The organism is Streptomyces sp. NPDC020742, from assembly GCF_040641675.1.
Lineage (GTDB): Bacteria > Actinomycetota > Actinomycetes > Streptomycetales > Streptomycetaceae > Streptomyces.
Map to the genome: position 1 here is coordinate 12,287 of NZ_JBFAEA010000002.1, position 22,170 is coordinate 34,456.

The 22,170-nt window shown below is 73.2% G+C and carries 21 protein-coding genes and 2 pseudogenes; 14 read left to right on the top strand and 9 right to left on the bottom strand.

The window, feature by feature from the left end:
• Positions 1–154 precede the first annotated feature (154 nt).
• From AB0G84_RS04050 to AB0G84_RS04080, 7 genes are all read left to right on the top strand, one after another.
• Positions 155–730 (top strand): hypothetical protein, encoded by a 576-nt coding sequence (locus AB0G84_RS04050; RefSeq protein ID WP_361316756.1) that lies wholly within the window; start codon positions 155–157, stop codon positions 728–730.
• A gap of 40 nt (positions 731–770) precedes the next feature.
• Complete coding sequence (locus tag AB0G84_RS04055; protein WP_361315197.1) at positions 771–1,595, top strand: HipA family kinase; 825 nt, start codon at positions 771–773, stop codon at positions 1,593–1,595.
• Entirely contained in the window at positions 1,592–1,987 is a 396-nt protein-coding gene (locus AB0G84_RS04060; protein WP_361315199.1) for a DUF3037 domain-containing protein, read from the top strand. Before AB0G84_RS04055 ends, AB0G84_RS04060 begins: the two co-directional genes overlap by 4 nt.
• A 239-nt stretch (positions 1,988–2,226) precedes the next feature.
• On the top strand, positions 2,227–2,988 hold the full coding sequence (fabG, locus tag AB0G84_RS04065; RefSeq protein ID WP_361315201.1) for a 3-oxoacyl-ACP reductase FabG: 762 nt from the start codon (positions 2,227–2,229) through the stop codon (positions 2,986–2,988).
• Between the two features lie 27 nt (positions 2,989–3,015).
• Positions 3,016–3,786, top strand: coding sequence for an SDR family oxidoreductase (locus AB0G84_RS04070; RefSeq protein ID WP_361315204.1), 771 nt, complete (start codon positions 3,016–3,018; stop codon positions 3,784–3,786).
• Between the two features lie 344 nt (positions 3,787–4,130).
• Complete coding sequence (locus AB0G84_RS04075) at positions 4,131–4,811, top strand: uracil-DNA glycosylase (protein WP_361316759.1); 681 nt, start codon at positions 4,131–4,133, stop codon at positions 4,809–4,811.
• 141 nt (positions 4,812–4,952) lie between these two features.
• Positions 4,953–5,492, top strand: coding sequence for a hypothetical protein (locus tag AB0G84_RS04080; protein WP_361316762.1), 540 nt, complete (start codon positions 4,953–4,955; stop codon positions 5,490–5,492).
• A 16-nt stretch (positions 5,493–5,508) separates the two neighbouring features.
• Here AB0G84_RS04080 and AB0G84_RS04085 read toward each other — a convergent pair whose 3' ends face one another.
• The gene (locus AB0G84_RS04085; protein ID WP_361315207.1) at positions 5,509–6,171 is read right to left on the bottom strand and encodes a TetR/AcrR family transcriptional regulator; all 663 of its coding nucleotides are present in this window, start codon (positions 6,169–6,171) and stop codon (positions 5,509–5,511) included.
• Between the two features lie 116 nt (positions 6,172–6,287).
• Between AB0G84_RS04085 and AB0G84_RS04090 the strand changes: the two genes are divergently transcribed.
• Together AB0G84_RS04090 and AB0G84_RS04095 are read left to right on the top strand one after the other, a co-directional pair.
• Entirely contained in the window at positions 6,288–7,649 is a 1,362-nt protein-coding gene (locus AB0G84_RS04090) for an FAD-dependent monooxygenase (RefSeq protein WP_361315209.1), read from the top strand.
• Positions 7,646–8,563, top strand: a complete 918-nt coding sequence (locus AB0G84_RS04095; protein ID WP_361315211.1) for a Gfo/Idh/MocA family oxidoreductase — start codon at positions 7,646–7,648, stop codon at positions 8,561–8,563. The genes AB0G84_RS04090 and AB0G84_RS04095 overlap by 4 nt, the downstream gene beginning before the upstream one ends.
• Before the next feature lie 160 nt (positions 8,564–8,723).
• On the opposite strand, the pseudogene AB0G84_RS04100 reads toward AB0G84_RS04095, so the two are convergent.
• From AB0G84_RS04100 to AB0G84_RS04130, 7 genes and pseudogenes are all read right to left on the bottom strand, one after another.
• A pseudogene (locus AB0G84_RS04100) lies at positions 8,724–8,870 on the bottom strand (TetR/AcrR family transcriptional regulator); the annotation flags it as partial.
• Positions 8,871–8,884: 14 nt separating this feature from the next.
• Positions 8,885–9,248 (bottom strand): annotated as a pseudogene (locus AB0G84_RS04105) (IS5/IS1182 family transposase); the annotation flags it as partial.
• 145 nt (positions 9,249–9,393) lie between these two features.
• On the bottom strand, positions 9,394–9,684 hold the full coding sequence (locus tag AB0G84_RS04110) for a hypothetical protein (RefSeq protein WP_361315214.1): 291 nt from the start codon (positions 9,682–9,684) through the stop codon (positions 9,394–9,396).
• Between the two features lie 23 nt (positions 9,685–9,707).
• Positions 9,708–10,808, bottom strand: coding sequence for a hypothetical protein (locus AB0G84_RS04115; RefSeq protein WP_361315216.1), 1,101 nt, complete (start codon positions 10,806–10,808; stop codon positions 9,708–9,710).
• A 276-nt stretch (positions 10,809–11,084) separates the two neighbouring features.
• Positions 11,085–12,617: an apolipoprotein N-acyltransferase gene (gene lnt / locus AB0G84_RS04120; RefSeq protein WP_361315219.1), complete on the bottom strand. Its 1,533-nt coding sequence runs from the start codon at positions 12,615–12,617 to the stop codon at positions 11,085–11,087.
• 108 nt (positions 12,618–12,725) lie between these two features.
• A complete protein-coding gene (locus AB0G84_RS04125) occupies positions 12,726–13,208 on the bottom strand; it encodes a nuclear transport factor 2 family protein (protein ID WP_361315221.1) in 483 nt (160 codons plus the stop codon).
• A 62-nt stretch (positions 13,209–13,270) separates the two neighbouring features.
• A complete protein-coding gene (locus tag AB0G84_RS04130; protein ID WP_361315223.1) occupies positions 13,271–15,298 on the bottom strand; it encodes an ABC transporter ATP-binding protein in 2,028 nt (675 codons plus the stop codon).
• Positions 15,299–15,525: 227 nt separating this feature from the next.
• Between AB0G84_RS04130 and AB0G84_RS04135 the strand changes: the two genes are divergently transcribed.
• The 5 genes from AB0G84_RS04135 to AB0G84_RS04155 all read left to right on the top strand — a co-directional run bounded on the left by AB0G84_RS04135 (position 15,526) and on the right by AB0G84_RS04155 (position 20,121).
• Positions 15,526–16,362 carry an ATP-grasp domain-containing protein gene (locus AB0G84_RS04135; protein ID WP_361315225.1) on the top strand — a complete coding sequence of 279 codons (837 nt, stop codon included), beginning with the start codon at positions 15,526–15,528 and terminating at the stop codon, positions 16,360–16,362.
• A 143-nt stretch (positions 16,363–16,505) separates the two neighbouring features.
• Positions 16,506–18,023 (top strand): transferase, encoded by a 1,518-nt coding sequence (locus AB0G84_RS04140; protein ID WP_361315228.1) that lies wholly within the window; start codon positions 16,506–16,508, stop codon positions 18,021–18,023.
• Between the two features lie 137 nt (positions 18,024–18,160).
• Positions 18,161–18,871, top strand: coding sequence for a DUF4328 domain-containing protein (locus tag AB0G84_RS04145; RefSeq protein WP_361315230.1), 711 nt, complete (start codon positions 18,161–18,163; stop codon positions 18,869–18,871).
• A gap of 158 nt (positions 18,872–19,029) precedes the next feature.
• Positions 19,030–19,539: a hypothetical protein gene (locus AB0G84_RS04150; RefSeq protein ID WP_361315232.1), complete on the top strand. Its 510-nt coding sequence runs from the start codon at positions 19,030–19,032 to the stop codon at positions 19,537–19,539.
• Positions 19,540–19,629: 90 nt separating this feature from the next.
• On the top strand, positions 19,630–20,121 hold the full coding sequence (locus AB0G84_RS04155; RefSeq protein ID WP_361315234.1) for a hypothetical protein: 492 nt from the start codon (positions 19,630–19,632) through the stop codon (positions 20,119–20,121).
• 113 nt (positions 20,122–20,234) lie between these two features.
• Here AB0G84_RS04155 and AB0G84_RS04160 read toward each other — a convergent pair whose 3' ends face one another.
• Positions 20,235–21,797 (bottom strand): GAF domain-containing protein, encoded by a 1,563-nt coding sequence (locus AB0G84_RS04160; protein ID WP_361315236.1) that lies wholly within the window; start codon positions 21,795–21,797, stop codon positions 20,235–20,237.
• Positions 21,798–22,170 lie beyond the last annotated feature (373 nt).

Genomic DNA, 22,170 nt, shown 5'->3' on the forward strand with positions numbered 1-22,170 from the left:
GGCATGGCGGACGTGAATTCGAGGAGCGTCATGATGCGGCGACCTCCGTGTCGGTCCGCACACCGGCGTGGAGAAGGGCGAGAGCGCGCGGGCCCTCGTGGAGCAGCAGGTCGATCACGCTGAGGCTGCGGGCCCAACCGGGCCCGCGGCCATAGTGCGGAGAGGTGTAGGAGGCAGTCTCCACCGAGGCGGCGTTCCGGAGACTCGGGACAACCAGGAACGGAGAGTGCGCCTTCACATCGTTCCGCATCTGGGTGAGCTCGCACTCAGGAACATCACGGCGGCGGATTTGCGCGCGTACGTAGCGAAGTTGGAGGCCACCGTCTCCTCGGTCGACCATAGGCGCAGCATCCTGTCCGAACTTTCCTCCATTCTGGAGAGGGCCGTCGACGACAAGCGGCTCGCCAGGAACCCCATGGACGCGAAGTCCGTGCGGTGGCCCACGGCGCCACAAGAGCGACGCGACGCTGGGCTGTTGGAGACGGCGCTGCGAGTCCGTGACGCGATCAGCCCGCGAAACCGGGGAGGGGCTCGGGCACTCCTCGCCCGCGATCACCCTCGGTTACTATGCTCACTTCATGCCGGAGGCCGGAAGCCGGAAGCAAGGGGCGCACCGCCATTGACGGACTGCTCGAGAGGAAGGGGGATCCACCGTGCCGGTAGAAACTCCCCGGATTCTCCCCAGGGCTGTTCGCCGCGGATTCCCCGGCTTGTGCGGGTCCGGATTTAATTGTGGATTGTAAGGCCGCTGGTTCGGATAGCCTGGGAAAATGCTGACAGAAGTCACGGCGACCCGCTATGTCACGCCCTTGCGTGAGGGTGGCTCGCTTCCGGGAATCGTCGAAGCCGACGACCTTGGTACCTACATCATGAAGTTCACCGGTGCCGGGCAGGGGCGCAAGACCCTGGTCGCCGAGATCATCTGCGGGCAGCTGGGGCGCCGGCTCGGACTGCGGGTGCCGGATCTGGTGCGGATGCAGCTCGACCCCGTCATCGGGCTCGGCGAGCCCGACCAGGAGGTCCAGGAGCTGCTGAAGGCCAGCGGCGGGCTGAATCTGGGCATGGACTACCTCCCGGGATCGCTGGGCTTCGATCCGCTCGCCTTCGAGGTGAGCGCCCGCGAGGCGGGGCGCGTGGTGTGGTTCGACGCGCTGATCAACAACGTCGACCGGTCCTGGCGCAACCCCAACCTCCTTGTCTGGCACGAGGAGTTGTGGCTGATCGACCATGGGGCCGCGATGATCTGGCACCACAACTGGCCCGGCGCGGAGAAGGCGGCGGCCCGCCCCTACGACGCCTCCGACCATGTGCTCGCCACCTTCGGGCCCGATCTCGCCGCCGCGGCCGAGGAGTTCGCGCCGCGGATCACCGAGGAGCTGCTGACCGAGATCGCGGCGGACGTCCCGGACGAATGGCTGACCGACGAGCCGGGCTTCGACTCGCCCGAGGAGCTGCGCCGGGCGTACGTCCGTACGCTGCTGGCCCGCGCGCGGACGATCAGCGACCAGATCACCATCGGAGAGCCCACCAAGGACAAGCCGTCGCAGGCGCCGGCGTGGCTGGCCGGGAAGTTGCCGCGGAGGGCAGTGAAGTGACCGGGCTGCACAACGGACGTGATGTCTTCGAGTACGCGCTGTTGAAGGTCGTGCCCCGGGTGGAGCGCGGCGAGATGATCAATGCCGGGGTGATCGTGTACTGCCGCGCCCGGCGCTTCGTGGAGGCCCGGACCCATCTGGACGAGGCACGGCTGCTGGCCCTCGACCCGGCGGCCGACGTCGACGGCGTACGGGCCGCGCTGGGCGCCGTCGAGGGCGTCTGTGCGGGCGGTGAACGGGCCGGTCAGGCGGCGGGGGACGACGCCGGGCGCCGGTTCCGCTGGCTGATCGCACCGCGCAGCACCATCGTCCAGCCGGGGCCGGTGCACACCGGCCTGACCGCCGATCCGGCCGGCGAGGCGGAGCGACTGCTGGAGCTGCTGGTGCGCTGACACCGGCGGGTGGTTCCCCGGGCGCCCGGTCTGCCGTACGGCGGGCCGGGCGCCTCGTGTGTGTGGCGCGAATGTGCGCATCCCCGGTGGTGAGGTCGGCAACGGCGCGGTGGTGGGGCGTTGACAGCGACCTGCCGGGCTTCTAGCGTCAGCCCTGCTCAGGGTACTAAGCGGTTGCTCACTCGCGGGATCGGTGTGGCGGACCGCTTGTCGAGGTTTCGAGGGTGAGGAGAACCCGCATGTCCACCACCGAGCAGCGCGTCGCCATCGTGACGGGCGCGGCCCGCGGTATCGGCGCTGCCACCGCCGTACGCCTGGCCGCCGAGGGCCGTGCCGTCGCCGTACTCGACCTCGACGAGGCCGCCTGCAAGGAGACCGTCGGGAAGATCACCGCGGCCGGCGGCAAGGCGATCGCGGTGGGCTGCGACGTCTCCGACGCCGAGCAGGTCGAGGCGGCTGTCGAGCGGGTCGCCGCCGAGCTCGGTGCGCCCACCGTCCTGGTCAACAACGCCGGTGTGCTCCGCGACAACCTGCTGTTCAAGATGAGCGAGAGCGACTGGGACACCGTCCTGAGCGTGCACCTGCGCGGCGCGTTCCTGATGTCCCGCGCCTGCCAGAAGCACATGGTGGACGCGAAGTTCGGCCGGATCGTCAACCTCTCCTCCAGCTCGGCGCTGGGCAACCGCGGTCAGGTCAACTACTCCGCCGCCAAGGCCGGTCTGCAGGGCTTCACCAAGACCCTCGCCATCGAGCTCGGCAAGTTCGGTGTCACCGCCAACGCCGTCGCCCCCGGCTTCATCGCCACCGACATGACCGCCGCCACCGCCGAGCGGGTCGGCATGGGCTTCGAGGACTTCCAGGCGGCGGCCGCCACCCAGATCCCGGTGCAGCGGGTGGGCGTGCCCGACGACATCGCCAACGCGATCGCCTTCTTCACCGGCGACGCGGCCGGCTTTGTCTCCGGCCAGGTCCTGTACGTCGCCGGCGGCCCGCTCAACTGACTCCCACCACCCCAGGAGCACAAGCAGATGACCGAGCAGGACAGCGGGCTCCCGGAGCCCTCCGGCAAGGTGGCGCTGGTCACCGGGGCCAGCCGCGGGATCGGCTACGGCATCGCCGAGGCGCTGGTCGCCCGGGGCGACCGGGTCGTGATCACCGGCCGCAACGAGGACGCCCTCAAGGAGGCCGCGGAGAAGCTGGGCGCTGACCGGGTGATCGGCGTGGCCGGCAAGGCGCACGACGAGGCCCACCAGGCGGTCGCCGTCGAGCGCGCGATGGAGGCCTTCGGCCGGGTCGACTACCTCGTCAACAACGCCGGGACGAACCCGGTGTTCGGGGCGATCGCCGACCTCGACCTCAATGTCGCGCGCAAGGTGTTCGAGACCAATGTCGTCTCCGCGCTGGGGTTCGCCCAGCGCACCTGGCACGCCTGGCAGAAGGACAACGGCGGCGCGATCGTCAACATCGCCTCGATCGCCGGCCTGAGCGCCTCGCCGTTCATAGGTGCCTACGGCATCAGCAAGGCCGCGATGGCGAACCTGACCCTCCAGCTGGCCCACGAGTTCGCGCCGGTGGTACGGGTCAACTCCATCGCGCCCGCGGTGATCAAGACCAAGTTCGCGGCGGCGCTGTACGAGAACCGCGAGGAGGAGGCGGCGGCCGCCTACCCGATGGCGCGGCTCGGCGTCCCGGAGGACATCGGCGGGGCCGCGGCCTTCCTGCTGTCCGACGCCTCGGGCTGGATCACCGGACAGACGCTGGTCGTCGACGGCGGTCTGTTCCTCAACGCTGGGGCCTGAGCGCCGGGGCCGGAGCGGCGAACCCTGAGCGGCGGACCCTGAGCGGCCGGGGCCCGAGCCCGCTGAGGCCTGAGTCCGCCGGGGTGCCCTTCCGGGGTTCCCTGGCGTCGTGCCCGGTGTGCGCTGCCAGGTGGCAGAGTCGGTGGTGCCGGTTCCGGACGGGGCCGGCACCACTCTCGCGTCGGCGGGCCCGGCACGGCGGCCGGCACGGCGGCAGGCCCTGTGCCACTGCGCGCCGGGCGGTGAGCGGGGCCGGGGGCCGGGGAAGCCCGCGGACGGCGTTGTCAGTGGTCGCCGGTAGGTTCTCCAGGAGAACGCAATGCACACCGGAGGTTGTTGACGTGGTGACCGACATGCTGCTGCCCGAGTCCTGGCGTGGGGTACTCGGCGAGGAGCTGGAGCAGCCCTACTTCAAGGAGCTGACCGACTTCGTCGAGGAGGAGCGTGCCAACGGCCCGGTCTACCCGCCCCGCGAGCAGGTCTTCGCGGCACTGGAGGCGACGCCGTACGACCAGGTGAAGGTGCTCATCCTCGGCCAGGACCCGTACCACGGCGCGGGCCAGGGCCACGGCCTGTGCTTCTCGGTGCAGCCGGGCGTCAAGACGCCGCCGTCGCTGCGGAACATCTACAAGGAGATGCAGGAGGAGCTGGGCCACCCGGTCCCGGACAACGGCTACCTGATGCCGTGGGCCGAGCAGGGCGTCCTGCTGCTGAACGCGGTGCTCACCGTCCGCGAGGCGGAGCCCAACTCGCACAAGGGCAAGGGGTGGGAGAAGGTCACCGACGCGGTGATCCGCGCGGTGGCGTCCCGGCCCGACCCGGCGGTGTTCGTGCTGTGGGGGAACTACGCCAAGAAGAAGCTGCCGCTGATCGACACGGAGCGGCACACCGTGGTGCAGGGCGCCCACCCCTCCCCGCTGTCGGCGAAGAAGTTCTTCGGCTCCCGCCCCTTCACCCAGATCAACGCCGCGATCGCCGCGCAGGGCCACACCCCGATCGACTGGCGGATCCCCGACCTGGGCTGAGCCGCCGGGCACACCGAGCGGCAGGCGCACCCCGGTCCTGCCGCCCGGCGCGTCGCGCACACCGAGCGAAGATCACCTCCGGCGGTTAGCGTCAGGGAAACGACAGTGTCGGTGGTGAGCGAGTACCGGGAGCGCGCGGTGGTGTACGAGCGGCGGGCGGCCACGCCCGAGGACGGAGTGCTGACCCGGATCGGCCAGGCGATCATGCTGCACCGCGCCGGCGACCGGGAGGAGGCCCGCAACCGCCTGTCGGCGTTGTGGCACGAGATCGGGCCGAAGGGAGACGCCTTCCACCGCTGCGCCCTGGCCCACTACATGGCCGACACCCAGGACGATCCCAGGGACGAGCTCGACTGGGACCTACGGGCCCTGGAGGCGGCCGAGGGCTTCGTCACCGAGCGGCCGGCCGGCCCGGCCGCCGCCCCCGGGGGGACGAGCGTCGCCGACGGTCCCGGCCCCCGCCATCCCCTGGTGGCGCTGCGGGCCTTCTTCCCTTCGCTGCACCTCAACATCGCGGCCGACTACGTTGCCCTCGACCGGCCGGCCGACGCCCGCGCCCAGCTCCGGCGGGCCCGCGCCTCGGCCGACGCCCTCGCCGACGGCGAGTACCGCCAGGGCCTCAGGGACGCGATCGACCGGTTGCAGCTCCAGCTCGACGGGGCGGCCGGACCGGCGCGCTGAGCCACCGCCCAGGCCGCTACCCGCGGAGCATCCCGGCCAGCAGCTCCCGGCAGGACGTGCGCAGCGCCGCGCGATCGGGTACCGCCGCGTGGAACTGGCCCGCCGTACAGGAGAAGAGCACCCCGTCGCACCAGGCGACCAGGCTGAGCGCATGCCGTTCGGGCTCCACCGAGCCGGCCGTCGCCAGCATCGCCACCAGCGGTTCCCGAAAGCCCCGGCCGGCCCGGTCGTAGATCTCCCGCAGCTCCGGTCGACGGGTGGCCTCCAGGGCCAGTTCGTAACGGGCGACCAGCAGCTCCCGGTGCCCGGAGAGGTAGCGGTGCAGCGCCAGCGAGAGCACCTCGGCGAGCGCATCGGCCGCGGGGCTGCCGGTCGCCCGCGCCGCGGTGCTGCCGGCCCCTGTCCCCGCGCCCTTGGGACCGCCCCCGCGCACCGGCAGCTCGGCCGGCGCCAGCGCCGCCGCCTCCCGTTCGGCCAGCCGTCGTACGGCCGCCGCCAGCAGGGCCGCCCGGGTACGCGCCAGGTTCGAGGTGGAGCCCTGCGGCAGCCCGGCCGCCTCGTCGACGGCCCGGTGGGTCAGCCCGCGCATCCCCCGTTCGGCGAGCAGCCGCAGCGCCGCATCGGCGATCAGCTGAAGGCGGGAGGCGGCTGCCGGGGCATGGTCGTCGCGGGCGGTCATGACGGCGAGCCTACCGGGTTCACTACGGGTGTAGTCTGGCCGGAGGTAAGGCACTACGGCTGTAGTGTTGCGGCAACTGCCGTGGCACGGTGCGGGAACGGCATCCGGGAGGCGTCATGGAGCAACGCACCGCCCTCGTGATCGGCGGGGGCATCGGTGGGCTCACCGCCGCGGTGGCACTGGACCGCCGCGGCTGGGCGGTCACCGTCCTGGAGCGTGCCGCCGGACCGGATCCGGGCTCCGCGTCCGGACACCCGGCGGACGGCGGAGGCACCCCACGGCGCAACGGCGCCGGCATCGGCCTCGCCCCCAACGCCCAGCGCGCCCTGGACACCCTCGAGATCGGTGACGCCGTACGGGCCCTGGCCGCCCGCCAGGCCACCGGCGAACTCCGGCTCCCCGGCGGTCGGCGGCTCGCCCGGACGGACGACGCCGCGGCCGTACGGCGCTTCGGCGGACCGGTCCTGGTCGTGCACCGCGCGGAGCTGACCGGGACGCTGGCCGGCCGGCTGCCGGAGGGCATGGTCCGCACCGGGGTCACGGCGTCGCTGGTCGACCCGGGGGACCCGCGGCCCGGCGGCCGCCCCGCGCGCGTCCGGGTCGTGGAGGCCGGCGGAGGCGAGACCCGAGGAGACGGGGCCGGGGGCGACGGGGCCGGCGGGGGAGGCGAGACCGGGAGGTGCGTGGGCCGGGAGTTGACCGCGGACCTGGTCGTGGCTGCCGACGGCATCCACTCCGGGGTCCGCCGCGCGGTCTTCCCCGGCCAGCCCGAACCGCGCTACGCCGGCTTCACCGCCTGGCGCTTCGTCGTCCCCGCCCCGGCAGGCCCCTGCACGGCACACGAGACCTGGGGGCCCGGCGGCCTATGGGGCACCGTGCCGCTGCGGGACGGGCGGATCTACGCCTACGCCACCGCGGCCGTCCCGCCCGGCGGCCGGGCCGTCGACGACGAGCGGGCGGAGCTGCGGCGCCGGTTCGGCAGCTGGCACCCGCCCGTCCCGGCGCTGCTGGCCGCCGTCGAGCCGGCCGCCGTGCTCCGCAACGACGTCTACACCGCCGCCGCCCCGCCGCCCGCCTTCCACCGGGGACGGGTCGCCCTGCTGGGCGATGCCGTCCACCCCATGACCCCCAACCTCGGTCAGGGCGGCTGCCAGACCATCGAGGACGCCGTGGTGCTGGCACACGAGGCCGGGCCGGACGCCGACCTGACCGCCGCACTCGCCGCGTACACCCGGCAGCGGCTGCCGCGCACCAGCGCCGTGGTCCGCCGGGCCGAGCGGATCGGCCGGCTCACCACCTGGCGCTCCCGGCCCGCCCGTGCGCTGCGCGCCGCGCTGATGGTGGTGCCCGCCCGCCTGGCGCCGGACTTGGCGGTGCGCGCCCTGGACGGGATCGCCGACTGGTACCCGCCGGCCCCCGCGTATCCTGCCCGGGGGCGGGACACCCGGCCCGCGGCGCACCCCAAGGAGCATCAGTGAAGGTCGGCTGCATCGGACTCGGCGACATCGCCCGGAAGGCGTACCTCCCCGTACTGGGCACCCATCCGGGCCTGGAACTCCATCTGCACACCCGCACCGCGGCCACGCTCGAACAGACCGGTGCCGCCTACCACCTGCCCGGGCAGCAGCTCCACACCGACCTGGACGCGCTGCTCGCCACCGGCCTGGACGCGGCCTTCGTGCACGCGGCGACCGCGGCGCACCCCGGGATCGTGACCCGGCTGATCGAGGCCGGCGTACCGACCTACGTCGACAAGCCGCTCTCCTACGAACTGGCCGAGTCCCGGCGGATCGTCGCCCTCGCCGAGGAGCGGGGCGTGGGCCTGGCCGTGGGCTTCAACCGGCGCTTCGCACCCGCCTATTCGCAGTGCCGCGAGCACGCCCGCGAGCTGATCGTGATGCAGAAGAACCGCATCGGACTGCCCGAGGACCCGCGCACGCTGGTGCTGGACGACTTCATCCACGTCGTGGACACCCTGCGGTTCCTCGTCCCCGGCGAGGTGGACCACATCGACGTACGCGCGAGGATCCGCGACGGGCTGATGCAGCACGTGGTGCTCCAACTGTCCGGCAGCTCCCCGGAGCGGGACGGGTTCACGGCGATCGGGATCATGAACCGGCTGAGCGGGTCGGCCGAGGAGCGCCTCGAAGTGTCGGGGCAGGACACCAAGCGCGAGGTGGTGAACCTCGCCGAGGTGATCGACCACAAGGGACAGCCGACCATCCGCCGCCGTGGCGACTGGGTGTCGGTCGCGCGGCAGCGGGGCATCGAGCAAGCGGTGCTGGCGTTCCTCGACTCGGTGCGTGCCGGGGTGGTGCTCAGCGCCGATGACGCCCTGAAGACCCACGAGTTGTGCGAACGCATCGTGCGCGAGGTGACGCAGGACGGCTGAGGGCCGGGGAGGACGCCTGAGGCGCCGGGGACGAGCCGGCGCCACCGTCCCTCCTCCCGCGGAACCGAGCAGGGAAGCCGCGGGGGCACCGGTCGGGAGGGTCGGCTGCGGCGGCTGTCAGGGGCCTGGCAAGGGGGTATGCACCGGGGTTGTCGTGCGGGACGTCGAGGATGATGTCGGCGGCGCGGGCGATGACCGGGGCGCGGGTGCTGCCGGGGCGGTCGGCGGCGAGGAAGTGACTGCCGATGGCCGTGCAGAAGGCGAGCAGGGCGCGGGCCTCGACCTCGTCGGGGTGGGCGCAGAAGGTCGGCGGCCTTGAGGGGGCACGAGCAGGGGGGAGCCGTGGCGGTTGGCCCCAGCCGAGATGATGCCCAGCGGGACAGCGGGACAGCGGGACAGCGGTGCCCGCGGTGGCCACCGAGCGCTTCAGGCCCTGCTTGCCCCCGTCCACCGGGGAGCGCTCGGCGGCCTCGCCGCCGCAGGGGGCCTTGGTGATGCAGCCGTCAACGGACAGTTCGTCGAGCTCCAGGCCGATCACGCGGTCGTACGCCCCAGGGGCGAGTGCGTGAATCTGCTCGGCTATCGAGCTCGGCCCCATACTTGACGCGGCGTCTGATCGTGCGGTCCGACAGTCGGCGCCGGCGATGCGCTCGTAGCCGGAGCCGTGTACGAGGGCGGCGATGAGCGTCCTGGCGGGATGGCTGACGAAGGCGTAGTGGTCATCGGGTGAGACGGTCACCTCGATCGCGCTGGTCCCGGACGTGCCGGTGAGCGTTCCCAGCACGGCCCCCGGTGCTCCGGCCGCAGCCTTGGCCGCGTCCGACACACGCCTACCGCTGGACGCTCTTAGTGGTGGTGGTTGGCCCCAGTTCGGCGGCTCCCGGCGACAGCGCGGGCGGCGGATCGCTCGGCAGACCGATCGGGAAGATCCGGGTCTCGCCGCCGTAACCGTCGCTTCCCGTGGTCACGTTGGCGGCCAGCCAGCGGCCGTCCGGTGACCAAGCCAGCGGCCCGCCGTAGGGTCCGCCGCGATGGCGCGTGACGATCGTGTGGTCGGCGACCCGCAGGACACGGAGCTCGTACTCCTCGGGCTCGCGGTACCGGTTCGTCTGCACGGTCACCGCGAGATAGTCGCCGTCCGGGCTCACTGCCAGTCCCGACGCCCGTTCCCCGGCGTCGGGGAAGGTGTCCAGGATCCTGCCGGTCGGCAGGTCCACCACGAAGATCTCCGAGCCCATGCCGCCGACGAACATCCGGGACTCGTCCGCGGTGAACGCCACGCACTCGGCGATGAACTCCGGAGTCTTCGCACCCTCGTCCGTGCCTGAGCCGGTGTCCGCGTCCGCGCCGTGCTCGGAAGGGGAGTTGACGCATTCGACCCAGTAGCTGTCCCCGTACTCCACGCGGTACCGCCCGGTGCGCGAACGGGCGCGGCCCGGCTCCGGGGGATGTCGACGGGGGCGCCGCCGGCCACGTCGTACGCCCACCGGGCGGCGCCGCCGAAGCGCTCGTTCAGCGCCACCACATGTTCCCCCGGCACCCACATGAGGCCGGGGAAGAGCCCCAACCCCGAGGAGGTGCGGGTGTGTTCGGTCCAGTCGGCGGTGTCGTAGACGACCACCCCGTCGCGCTCGCTGGTGACCGCCAGATAGCGGCCGTCGTCGGAGAAGGCGAGGTCGCCCGGGGTGCCCGCTTCCTCGGACAGCCCTTCGAACGGGGTGAGCGTGGCCGTGCGGTGGCGCAGGTCCGGGACGCGCGGGGCCTCCTCGCGGCGCAGGCGATCGGCGGCCCCGGGGTAGGCCGCCGTGCCCCAGGAGTCCCCGGGGCGCAGCGGCTGGGTCCAGCGGGGATCGGTCACATGCACGGTGTACTGGCCCTGGACGAGCAGGTCTTCGTCCTGCCAGCCGCCGGCCCGCTCGTAGTAGAAGTCGTGCAGCCGGGCGAAGTGGTCCTCCGTGGGCGGGTAGTTGTCGCAGGAGATCCGTTCGACGTCGTCGATGAACCATCGGGCGTGGCTGTCGACCCAGTCCTGGTCCAGGATCCGGTCGACGGTGATCAGTTCGCCCAGCGGACCGTCCCAGCGGGCCCGCTCCCACAGCAGATGCAGGAAGAAGCCGGGTTCGTCCGGCAGCGGTGCGCAGGTCCGGGACTCCGTGTCGTAGTAGACGACGAAGATCTCGAACGTCACCCGGCGCCGGTCGGGCGCGACGTCGAGCACCCGGACGCCGTACAGGTCGGTGGACATGGGCGGGCAACCTCGCAATGGGAGAAAGGGAAAGCGGGAAGGCGAGCGGCGCACTGCGGGGCGTCACACCCACGGAGAGCGGCCGGTGCGGCAGCGGCCGGTGCGGCCGGTCTCCGAGCCTTCCACGGCCCGCCGGGCCGGGCCACGGCTTTCGCTCATGATCTCCGGATCAGCTCGCCGGTCGTGGCGATCAGCGAGGAGCGACGAGGCGGTGGGGCGGCGGCCGGCCCTGCACCGCGCACTCCTGTACGGCGCGCACGGGGGGTCTCGAGCAGGTCAGCGACGCGCCGCCGCCCGCCGCCTGTTGAGCGCGCCGACCGATGCGTACCCGCCCCAGAGCAGCAGCGCGCCCAGCGCCCCGTACACCGGCCAGTCGCCGAAGCGGACGTACGGGCTGGTGCCGCGGGCCAGCGGCAGGTCGTAGACGGCCGCCGCGCTGCGGTCGGTGCCCAGTCGGTCGCCGAGTTCCTCGCCGCGGGGGCCGTAGACCGCACTGACGCCGGTGAGCGTGGCGTGCACCATCGGCCGCCAGGTCTCCGCGGCGCGCAGGGCGCCCAGCGAGGCGTGCTGTGCGGGCGCCCAGCTGTCCTGGAACGTCGAGGTCGAGGACTGGGCGACCAGCACCTGGGCGCCGTCCTGGGCCAGGTGGCGGCTCATGTCGGGGAAGGCGGTCTCGAAGCACACCAGCGGACCGATCCGTAGCCCGCCGGCGGTGGCGACCCGCATCACCACCTGGTGGGTGCCGCGGATCCGGTCGGTGGGGGCGGCCTTGCCGACCTTGGTCGCCCAGCCCAGGACGGACCGCAGGGGTATGTACTCGCCGAACGGCACCAGCCGCATCTTGGAGTAGCGGGCGCCGGTCGGGCCGGCCGGGCCGATGAGCACCGCGCTCTTGCGGATGCCGGACCTGCCCTTGACCGGCGCATCGGCGTTGACCAGCAGTTCGGCGCCGGTCCCTCGGGAGAGCGCGGCGAGCCGGGCGGCGAGTTCGGGGTGGTCGGCGGGGTCCCGGTAGAGGCTGCTCTCGCCCCAGACCACCAGGCGCACCCCGCGGCCCGCCAGCGACCGGGTGAGCGCCTCGCTGCGGGCCAGCCGTTCGGTGGGGGTGCCGGTGAGGCCGGGCTGTACGACCGCGATCCGGACCGTGCCCGCGGGGCGGGGGACCGGCGCCCAGAACCAGGCCGTGGTGACCGCCAGGGCGCACCCCAGCAGCCCGGCGACCGCGGGCAGCCGCCCCGCGGGGCGGGCGATCAGCTCGGCCAGGGCGGTGTTCACCGCCACGATCAGCAGGCTGACCAGCCAGACCCCGCCGAGCGAGGCCAGTCGCAGGGCGGGCGGCACCTGCCACTGGCTGGCACCCAGCAGCCCCCAGGGACCGCCCAAGTACTGCCAGGAGCGGACCAGTTCGACCATCAGCCAACCGGAGGGCACCAGGACCAGCGCGGCCGTGCACCGCCCGGCACCGGCTCCGGGGCCCAGCAGCGCCCGTACCAGCAGCCCCCACGGCGCCCACAGCGCACCCAGCAGCAGCGCCAGCACCAGGATGAACACATGCAGGCTGGGCAGCAGCCAGTGGTGCACCGCCAGCATGAAGCCGGTGCCGCCCAGCCAGCCGTCCAGCGCCGCCCGCCGGTAGGTGGGTGCCGACCGCACCAGCAGCAGCCAGGGCACCAGCGCGGCGAAGGCCAGCCACCACCAGGACGGCGCGGGGAAGGTGAGGGCGGGCACGGCACCCGCGAACGCCGCGGCGGCCCCCCGGCCCCAGGGGGAGCCGAGCCACCGGGGGCGGGGGCCGGGCGAGCTGTCCATTCGGCCTCCCTGTGCCGGTTGCCGCGGTTGGACGGCCAGTGTGCGCGGGCGGGCCGATCAAGGAAAGGGGGCGTCGCCGGGACGGCCGGATCCGGCCCCTGCGGGCCGTCAGCCGTCCGCGGGCAGGACCTGCCGCCACTTCTCGTGGACGACCACCCCGGTCAGCCGCCAGCCGTCGGGGGTGCGCCGCGCGGTGAAGTCGTAGCGGCCGGCGCAGGTGTAGTTGGGGGCGGTCGGGCCGCCCTCGGTATCCGGTGGAGAGCCGGCGAGCCGCATCGGGTTGAGGTAGTCGGCCCGGACGGCGGCGGTCTCGCCGGTCGCGCCGTCGCGCCGACCCAGGGTGATCCGCCGGTTGACGATCAGGTGCTGCCGGATCGCGAAGTGCCGGAGCGTGTCGGCGAGCCAGGCCGCGACGTCCTCGGCGCGGCCCTCGATCCCGCCGGCGGAGCGGTAGTCCACCCGGGCGTCCGGGGTGAACAGGGTCCGGTAGCTCGCCCAATCACCGTCGTCGACGGCGAGCGCATAGCCCGTGACCAGGTCGTCGAGGGCGAGCCGGTCCATGACCATGGAGTGTTCCGCGCGCTGCGTCATCTCTTCAGTCTTCGGCACGCCGCGGGCCCCCGCCAAGGGGGCGGGGGCCTTCCGGTGCCAGGTCAGTTCACCAGCGCCGGCGCGGTGGCCGGTTCCGGACCCGGATCGCGGCGGCCGGCCTGCTCCGCGGCCCCTTCCGCGGTCTCCTCCGCGGCCTGCTCCGCGGCTTCTGCCGCCGCCTCGGTCACGGACCCGGACGCGGCCTCCCGCTCGGTCTGCCACCGGGCCTCCGCGTCGGTGAACTGCGTCCGGTAGAGCTCGGCGTACCGCCCGTCGGCCGCCAGCAGCGTCCGGTGCGTCCCGCGCTCCACGATCCGCCCGTCCTCCACGACCAGGATCAGGTCGGCGGCCCGTACGGTCGACAGCCGGTGCGCGATGACCAGCGCGGTACGGCCCTCCAGCGCCTCGGTCAGGGCCTCCTGCACCGCCGCCTCGGAGGTGTTGTCCAGGTGGGCGGTGGCCTCGTCCAGGATCACCACCCGGGGGTGGGCCAGCAGCAGCCGGGCGATGGTCAGCCGCTGCCGCTCGCCGCCCGAGAGCCGGTAGCCGCGCTCGCCCACGACGGTGTCCAGGCCGTCGGGCAGCCCGGCGACCAGCTCCTCCAGCCGGGCCCGGCCAAGCGCGTCCCAGAGCTCCTCCTCGGTCGCCTCCGGCCGGGCCAGCAGCAGGTTCTCGCGGATCGAGTCGTGGAAGAGGTGGCCGTCCTGGGTGACCATGCCGAGGGTGTCCCGCAGCGAGGCGGCGGTCAGCTCCCGGACGTCCACGCCGGACAGCCGCACCGCCCCGGCATCGGTGTCGTACAGCCGCGGCAGCAGTTGTGCCACGGTCGACTTCCCGGCGCCCGAGGAGCCGACCAGGGCGACCATCTGGCCGGGCTCGGCGCGGAAGGAGATGCCGCGCAGCACCTCCTCGCCGCCCCGGGTGTCGAGGGTGGCGACCTCCTCCAGGGAGGCCAGCGAGACCTTGTCGGCGGCCGGGTAGCCGAAGCGTACGGAGTCGAACTCCACCGACACCGGGCCGGCGGGAACGGCGCGGGCGTCCGGCTTCTCGGTGATCAGCGGCGTGAGGTCGAGCACCTCAAAGACCCGCTCGAAGCTGACCAGCGCGCTCATCACCTCGATGTGCGCGCCGGACAGCGCGGTCAGCGGGGCGTACAGCCGGGTGAGCAGCAGCGCCAGCGAGACGATCGCGCCGGCTTCCAGCTGGCCGCGCAGGGCGAGGAAGCCGCCCAGGCCGTACACGACCGCCAGCGCCAGCGCGGAGACCAGGGTGAGCGCGGTGACGAAGTACGTCTGCACCATGGCCGAGCGGACGCCGATGTCGCGCACCCGGCGGGCCCGGCCCGCGAATTCGGCGGACTCGCGGGCCGGCCGGCCCATCAGCTTGACCAGGGTGGCACCGGGCGCGGAGAACCGCTCGGTCATCTGGGTGCCCATTGCGGCGTTGTGGTCCGCGCCCTCCCGGCGCAGCTCTGCCAGCCGCCGGCCGACGCGGCGGGCCGGCAGCACGAACACCGGCAGCAGCACCAGCGCGATCAGGGTGATCTGCCAGGAGAGGCTGAGCATCACGCCAAGGGTGAGCAGCAGCGTGACGATGTTGCTGATGACGCCGGAGAGGGTGTCGCTGAACGCCCGCTGGGCGCCGATCACATCGTTGTTGAGCCTGCTGACCAGGGCGCCGGTGCGGGTGCGGGTGAAGAACGCGATCGGCATCCGCTGTACGTGGTCGTACACCGCGGTGCGCAGGTCGAGGATGAGTCCCTCGCCCAGGCTCGCCGACAGCCAGCGGGTCAGCAGGCCCAGTGCGGCCTCGGCCAGCGCGATGACGGCGATCAGGCCGGACAGCCCGAGCACCACGGTCGGCGAGCCGCGGCCGACGATGGTGTCCACCACCCGGCCGGCCAGCAGCGGTGTGGCCACTGCGAGCATCGCGGTCACCGTGCTCAGCACCAGGAACCACACCAGCTGCCGCCGGTGCGGCCGGGCGAACGCCAGGATGCGGCGCAGCGTGCCCCGGGAGAAGGGGCGCCGGCCCTGTTGCGCGGTCATCGTGCTGTGCAGCGCGTGCCAGGCGGTGACTTCCATGTCCATGGTGGCCTCCAGTGTGCCGGGGTCGTCACGGGATCGCCGTGAGTGACCGGCGACATAACGGGAACCTAAAACCTCAACCAATATTGAGGTCAAGCGATTCCTGAACGATCACCCTCCCGGCCGCCACCCGGCCCGGATCCCGGCCGCCACCCGGCCCGGATCCGGGCCGCCACCCGACTCGGAAAACCCCGCGCAGCCCAGCCCGTCCCCTCGCTACGCTGCCGGTCATGCGCCAGGGGGGAACGGACGGGGACGGAGCCGCCGGAGAGCCGCGGACGGACACCGGCGGGGCGACGCTGCTGCTGCCGCCGCGGCTGACCGACTCGGCCGCCACCCTGCGCGACACCGCCCGTCGGCGCGGCCTGCACACCGTTCAACTGCCGGACTTCACCGTGCCGCACGGCCTGCGCGCCACTCATCTGCACGCCGGGCCGTCCTTCGCCGACGCGGTGGCCGCCCCGCTCGGGATCGCCCCGCTCGAAGCGCCCGCGGACTGGCTCGCCGGGCTGCCCCGCGACCTCCTGCGGCGGGAGATCCGCGCGCTGCCGCTCAGCGAGGCGTACGCCCTGCGCCGCCCGGCCTTCGTCAAGTCGCCCAACGACAAGACCATCCGCGCCATGGCATACGCCGACGGCTCCCGGCTCCCTGGCCCGGACGCGGTCGACCCGGACACCGTGGTGCTGGTCTCCGACATCGTCCCCTTCACCGTCGAACACCGGCTGTACGTGCTGGACAGGCAGGTGTGCACCGGCAGCCGCTACGCCGAGGACGGCCTCCTGTCCCCGGGGCCGCTGGCCGCGGACGCCGCCGCCTTCGGCGCCGACGTGCTCGCCCGGTGCGGCACCACACTGCCGTCCGCGATCGTCCTCGACGTCGGCCGCACCGAAGGGCGTTGGGCGATCATCGAGGCCAACGCGGCCTGGGCGAGCGGGCGTTACACCAGCGACCCGGACCTGGCACTGGACACGGTGCTGCGGTCCGCCGGCCCGGAGGCCCATCTGGCGTCGCGCGACCGGCCGTTCGTCAGACCGGCGGGTGCGGATCGGGGCGCGGTGCGCCCCTGAGGGGGCCAGCGGCACCGCGACGCCGGGCCCCGGGTTGGGCGGTTGTGGCCCGAACCGCCCACGGGCGCCTGCTCCGAGGTGGTAGGACGGACGCGGTCCGCGCCGGACGGCGGTTCCGGTGCGGGGTGAGGGGGTGGGCCGAGGTGTCCTCGGGCTTACGGGCGTTCGCCCGACTGATCACGGCGGTCGCCATCGTCACGGCCTATGTCGCGCTGCACTTGGCGGTCACCGCGGGCATGGACCTGCGGGCCTGCGAGCGCTTCCGCGGCGCCCCGGCGCGGGCCACCGCGTTCACCGCCGCGCTGGACCGCTATGCCGACGGGGTCGTGTCTGCGCGCGCGGAAATCCGTGCGGGCGACGCGTGGTTCGAGAAGAACGCCCCGCCAGGACGGAGCCGGTCCCTGGTCTCCGCTGTCGCCCGCGACGCCGAGCAGGGCCGGGTCCCCCTGGCCCGCGAGCGTGTCGGCGGGCTGGCGGCCGAAGTCGAACGGGACCAGGCGGGGCTCGACCGGAAGCTCGGCTCGTCGAGCGCGACCGCGTGGTACTGGGCGGCGCCGCCCCTGGTGCTCCTCGTGCCGGCGCTGTGGCTGCGGCGTCGTCGCCGGTCGGGCGCTGCGGAGATCATCGGCGTGGTCAGCCGGTTCGTCCCGCGGCGGCCATGGTGGCGGCGGCCGGTGTTCCTGGTGGCCAGCGGCGTCGGATACGGGCTGTTCGCGGGGGGCGTCTTCGCCGCCAGTACGGCGCAGCGGAAGGGCTACGAGATGCCACCGATGACCTTCATGCTGTTGCTGGTCGGTGGCCTGGCTGCGCTGGGGGCCGGGGTGCTGATCCTGCGCTGGACCCGCCCGCGCTCGGCACGCGGCGCGGCCCAGGCCCTGCTGGCCGACGGCCGCGCACCCGTGCTCTACCTGCGCAGCTTCGCCGACGACGACCTCGCGGCCCAGGTCGACGACTCGGCGGCGTACATCAGTATCCACTCGCGGGAGGAGCAGCTCACCGGGGCGTTGGGCGCCGTCGGCCCCGTGATCACGGTGGGCAGGCCCGGGGAGCCGCTGCCGCGGCTGGGGGCGGCGCGGTTCTACCTGCCGCTCGACGACTGGCAGCCCACGGTGCTGCGGCTGATGGAGCTGTCCCAACTCATCGTGCTGCGCCTGGGCTTGGGCGAAGGGCTGTGGTGGGAGGTCCAGCAGGCCCGCGCCACCCAGCCTGCGGGAAAGCTCGTCCTGCTGGCGCCGGGTGGGCTCCCGGAGGTGGCCGAACGGTTGGACGCGCACCTGCCGACCCCGTCCCGGCTGAACGAGGCGGCCGGGGGCGACGCCTGGACCTCCGCCGTCATCACCTTCGACGGCGCATGGACGCCCCATGTGCACCCGGTGGGGCCCGTACCCCGTGACAAGGCCCCGCGGGACGCGCTCCTGCGCCACGTGGCCCGCTCCATGAAGGCAGGCCTGGTTTCGACGATGGTGCTCTCGCCCGCGCACCACCTGGCCCGCGCCATGAAGGTCGCCTTGGCGTCCGTGGGGGTCCGTAGGCGGACGATGGCCTGGAGGGCCACCCTCGCCACCCAGACGTCGTTGTGGAAGGGCTTCACTCTTGTCACGGCCCTGTCCCTGCTGGCCTGGCTCGTGTCCCGGGCGTTGCCGCTGTTCGGTCCCCGGTAGCGCCATTCCGTGGCGGCGGATCCGCATGATGCTCGGAGAAAAGGGGGACACAACAGGGCAGCGCCCATTAGCATCCCGACTGCGAGCAATGCGGAGAAGCAGTGCGGAGCGGGTCGAACGGTCTTCGGGGGAGGATCATGGACGGTTCACAGCAGGGCACGCCACAGCAGGGCATTCCCACGAGCGCGGCTCCGGCCGGTGCGCAGCAGCGCAGGTCGCTGACCGGTGCGGCCACCGCCGCGACGGTACTGATCTCGTTCATGCTCGTGCGTGAGGTACTGGTCTCGGTGGGCAACTGGCACGACTACGTCGTCGTCCACGACTACCTGGCCGGGAGGGCGACGGCCGCGGACCTCGAGGCCGCCGACTCCGGTGCCCTCGCGATGCTGGGAGGGTTTTGGCCGGGGGCGCTGGTAGGGATCGCGGCCGGCGTGCCGTTCCTGGTCTGGCTGTGGCGGGCTCGGATCAACGCCGAGCTGATGAGCGGTGCCGCCGCGCACCGCCGGGCCCGGGGCTGGGTGGTGGGCGGCTGGACCGCCCCAGTGGTCAACCTGTGGATCCCGTACCAGGTCGTGCGGGACATCTGGCGGGCCAGCGCACCCCAGCGGTCCGTCCCCGTCACCCTGGTCAACGCCTGGTGGGCGCTGTTCGTGGTCGCCACCTTCGTCGTCAAGCCGATCCAATGGCGCATGGCTTCGACGTTCGACAGCGAGCAGGACGTGCTGTCCAACGCGAACGTGTCCACCCTGCTGACGGTGCTCTACCTGGCGGCCGCAGTGCTGCTCTTCGTCATCGTCCGGCGCATCACCGCGTGGCAGACCCACGGGCAGGCCCGGAACGCGGTGTGAGGGAATCCGCTGCGGTGGACCCGGTGGCGCAGCCCGCCGCGAAGACGGCGGGCACCCCACCGGCCGACCCCACTCACCCTCACCCCCACGCCCGCCGGCCTGCCCGCCCATGACCGCGGCAGGCTCGGCGAGGGCAACGACCGGAGAGAGACGCCACCATGGCCGGAATCAGCGACTCGTTGTGGAACGAAGACATCGACACGAACGACTACCGCGACACGGCTGCGACGTATCGCACCGCGGTCTTCGAGCAGTACAAGCTGTGCGTGGAGATGGCCGACCGGGTCAGCGCCCGGCGCAATCTCGCCAACACCTTCTTCCTGACCCTCCACAGCGGTCTGCTCGTCTTCCTCGGCACCTGGGTGTCCCAGGAACACCACCGTCGGGCTCCGGTCGCCCTGGCCCTCGCGGCCCTGTTGGTCCTGCTGGGCGTGTGCGCCACCTGGTGGTTCACCATTCGTTCCTACCAGCAGTTGAACAAGGGCAAGTTCGAGGTGATCGGAGCGTTCGAGGAGCGGTTACCGGCCCGCGCCTTCGTCGCCGCTGAGTGGCGCGCGCTCAGTGAGGGGCGGGACTGGCGCGTCTATGTCCCGCTCAGCCGTGTCGAACGCTGGGTCCCGCTCCTCTTCGCCTTGGCCTACGTCCTGGGATTCGCCGCCGTCGTGTGACGGCCGCGGATACTCCCTTCTTCCCTCACCACGCCGCCGGAGCGGGTTAGGGTGAAGGGCACATCGCCTCGGCCGGAAGAGGACTGTCACGTGGTCACCATCGCCGTCACCGGTCATCTCGACCTGGCTGACGAGGCAGTCGGTGCCATCCGCACAGACCTCCGTGAACTCCTGGCCGACCTGCGTGACGACGCGCTGGTGGGGCGCTCGTGCCTGGCTCGCGGCGCCGACTCCCTCTTCGCCGAGGAGATCCTCTCGCTCGGCGGCCGACTGTCAGCGATCATCCCGTCCCGGGACTACCGGGAAGCGGTGGTCCGCCCCGCAGACCTCGCCGCGTTCGACGCGCTGCGCGACGCCGCCGCCGAAGTGGTGGTCATGCCCCACGAGCACGCGGGGCGCGCCGCCTACGAAGCGGCGAATCGGTGGCTGCTCCAGGGCGCGGACCGCCTCGTCGCGGTCTGGGACGGCAGCGCCCCCACAGGTCGCGGCGGCGGTACGGCAGACACCGTGGCCGTGGCCCGCTCGGCCGGTTTGGCCGTCGACGTCGTGTGGCCCCCTGGTGCATTCAGGTCCGGCACCTGACATCCATGCTCGGTTCCGGGTGCCGGGATCCGCGCTGCGGCTCCCGCCCGTAGAGGTGGCAGAACCGCAGGCCAGGGCTGGTGGGGCGTCGGGACGCAGCCCGACGAAGGGCCCTAGAGCGGACGCTCCCAGACCAGTGGTGCCGCGCCGGTGCCCGGGCGGGTGACCGTCAGCCGGACCGCGGCGCGGCCGTCCGTGAGCGTGGTGGCGGCGTCGACGACGACCTCGGCGCGGCCTGGGCCCTTCGCGGTCAGCGTGGTGTGGAGTGCGGTCAGCAGGTCCCGCCCGGTCGCCTCGTCGACGCGTGCGTCCACCGGGCCCACGAACTGCACCGACGGGCGGCTACCGAGCACCTCGGCGGCCGCGCCCGCCTCCCGCAGGATGCGGGTCCGCAGACCGGGCGGGGCCTCCGGCGGGCCCTGCTGCAACGCGATGATCGTGGTCCGTATCTCCTGGATCGTGGCGTCCAACTCGTCGACCGCCCGGCCGACGCCCTCCTGCACCTCCGGCACCTGCGCCTTGTGCCGGGCGCTCTCCAGCAGCATGCCGGTGGCGAACAGCCGCTGGATGACCAGGTCGTGCAGATCACGGGCGATCCGGTCGCGGTCCTCGTAGACGGCGAGCCGCTCGCGGTCGCGGTGCCGGTCGGCGAGTACGAGCGCCAGCGCGGCCTGGGCGGCGAACTGGGTTCCCAGGGTGCGTTCGGAGTGGCTGAACCGCGGGCCGCCGGGCAGCCGGCACAGCGCCAGGGCCCCCAGCACCCGCCCGTTGCTGCGCAGCGGCAACAGCATCGTCGGGCCGTAGTGCCGGGACAGCCGGGAGACGGAGCGGGCGTCGGCGGCGAAGTCATCGGCGAAGACCGCGAGCCCGGCGTTGATCTGGTGCAGGACCGGGCTCCGTTCCGGGATCCGGCCCCGGTACGCCTCGGTGCGGATCGCCTCGGACAGCTCCGTGGAGATCGCCACGACCTCCATGCCGCCCTCCGCGTGCGGCAGCAGGACCGCGCCGGTGGCCGCCTCGGCGAGCTCGCGGCCCTTCTCCGCGACGACGGTCAGTGCGTCCTCGGCCGTGGCATGGGCCTCGGGTCCGGCCAGCAGCGCGGTGGTGACCGAGGCCGCGCCGTCGATCCAGCGGGTGCGCTGCCGTGCCGCGGCGTGCATCCGGGCATTGCCCATCGCGATGCCTGCCTCGGTGGCCAGCACCCGCACCAGGTGCAGGTCCTCTTCGGTGAACCGCTCCCGGGGCGACGCTCCAGCAGCTCCGGGCGCCCCGCTGCCCCGCTTCCCGGCGAGGGTCAGACCGCCGAAGCGCTCGCCGTGGAAGGTGATGGGCACCTCCAGACGGTCACCGGCGCCACCCTGCTCGTCCCCGGGGTCGGTGCCGTGGGCGATCAGCTCGCCGTCCGTGTCTTCCGCCGGGTCGCCGTCCGTGCCGCGCAGGCGGATGGCGGCGTGGCGGGCCCCGGTGAGCGAGGCCGCGGTCTCGGCGATCCGGGCCAGCGCACGGTGCAGATCGTGGTCGGCGCCGACCGCGGCCATGGCCTCCAGCAGCTCCGGAAGCCGGGCGACCGCCCCGCCGGCCAGCTCGCGCAGGTCCTGCGCGGTGCGCTCGGCGAGGTCCGCTGCGGCGGCAGGGGGCTCGGCTGCCGGGTCGGGCGACGTCAGGACACACCTCACTCGTTCGGGCGTTCCGGCCAGTCTAAGACAGTGTCCAACGGAGTGAGCCGGGTCGGCGCCTGTGGCGAAAGTGCTGGTCACCGCCGTTCTTCAGGGACTGCGGCCAGTGCGGTCGCCTCGTAGCGGGTGGCGCGTTCGCGGTGTCTCGTAGGGCCCGCGGGTGCCGCTTGAGCCGGCTCGTCCCGCATCCGACCGCGCGCCGGCGCTGATGTCGTTGCCCTGGGCATCCGGGCAACGGCGCGACGTTCACCACCCCGGTTCACGGACCGCCTTGGGGGTGACCCGGCGGGGCGGAGCCTCGCATCACGCCGGCCGGGACGTGACCAGTAGCGCCGGTCCACCGGGCCGCGGCCAACTATGCGCTTGCGCGCCC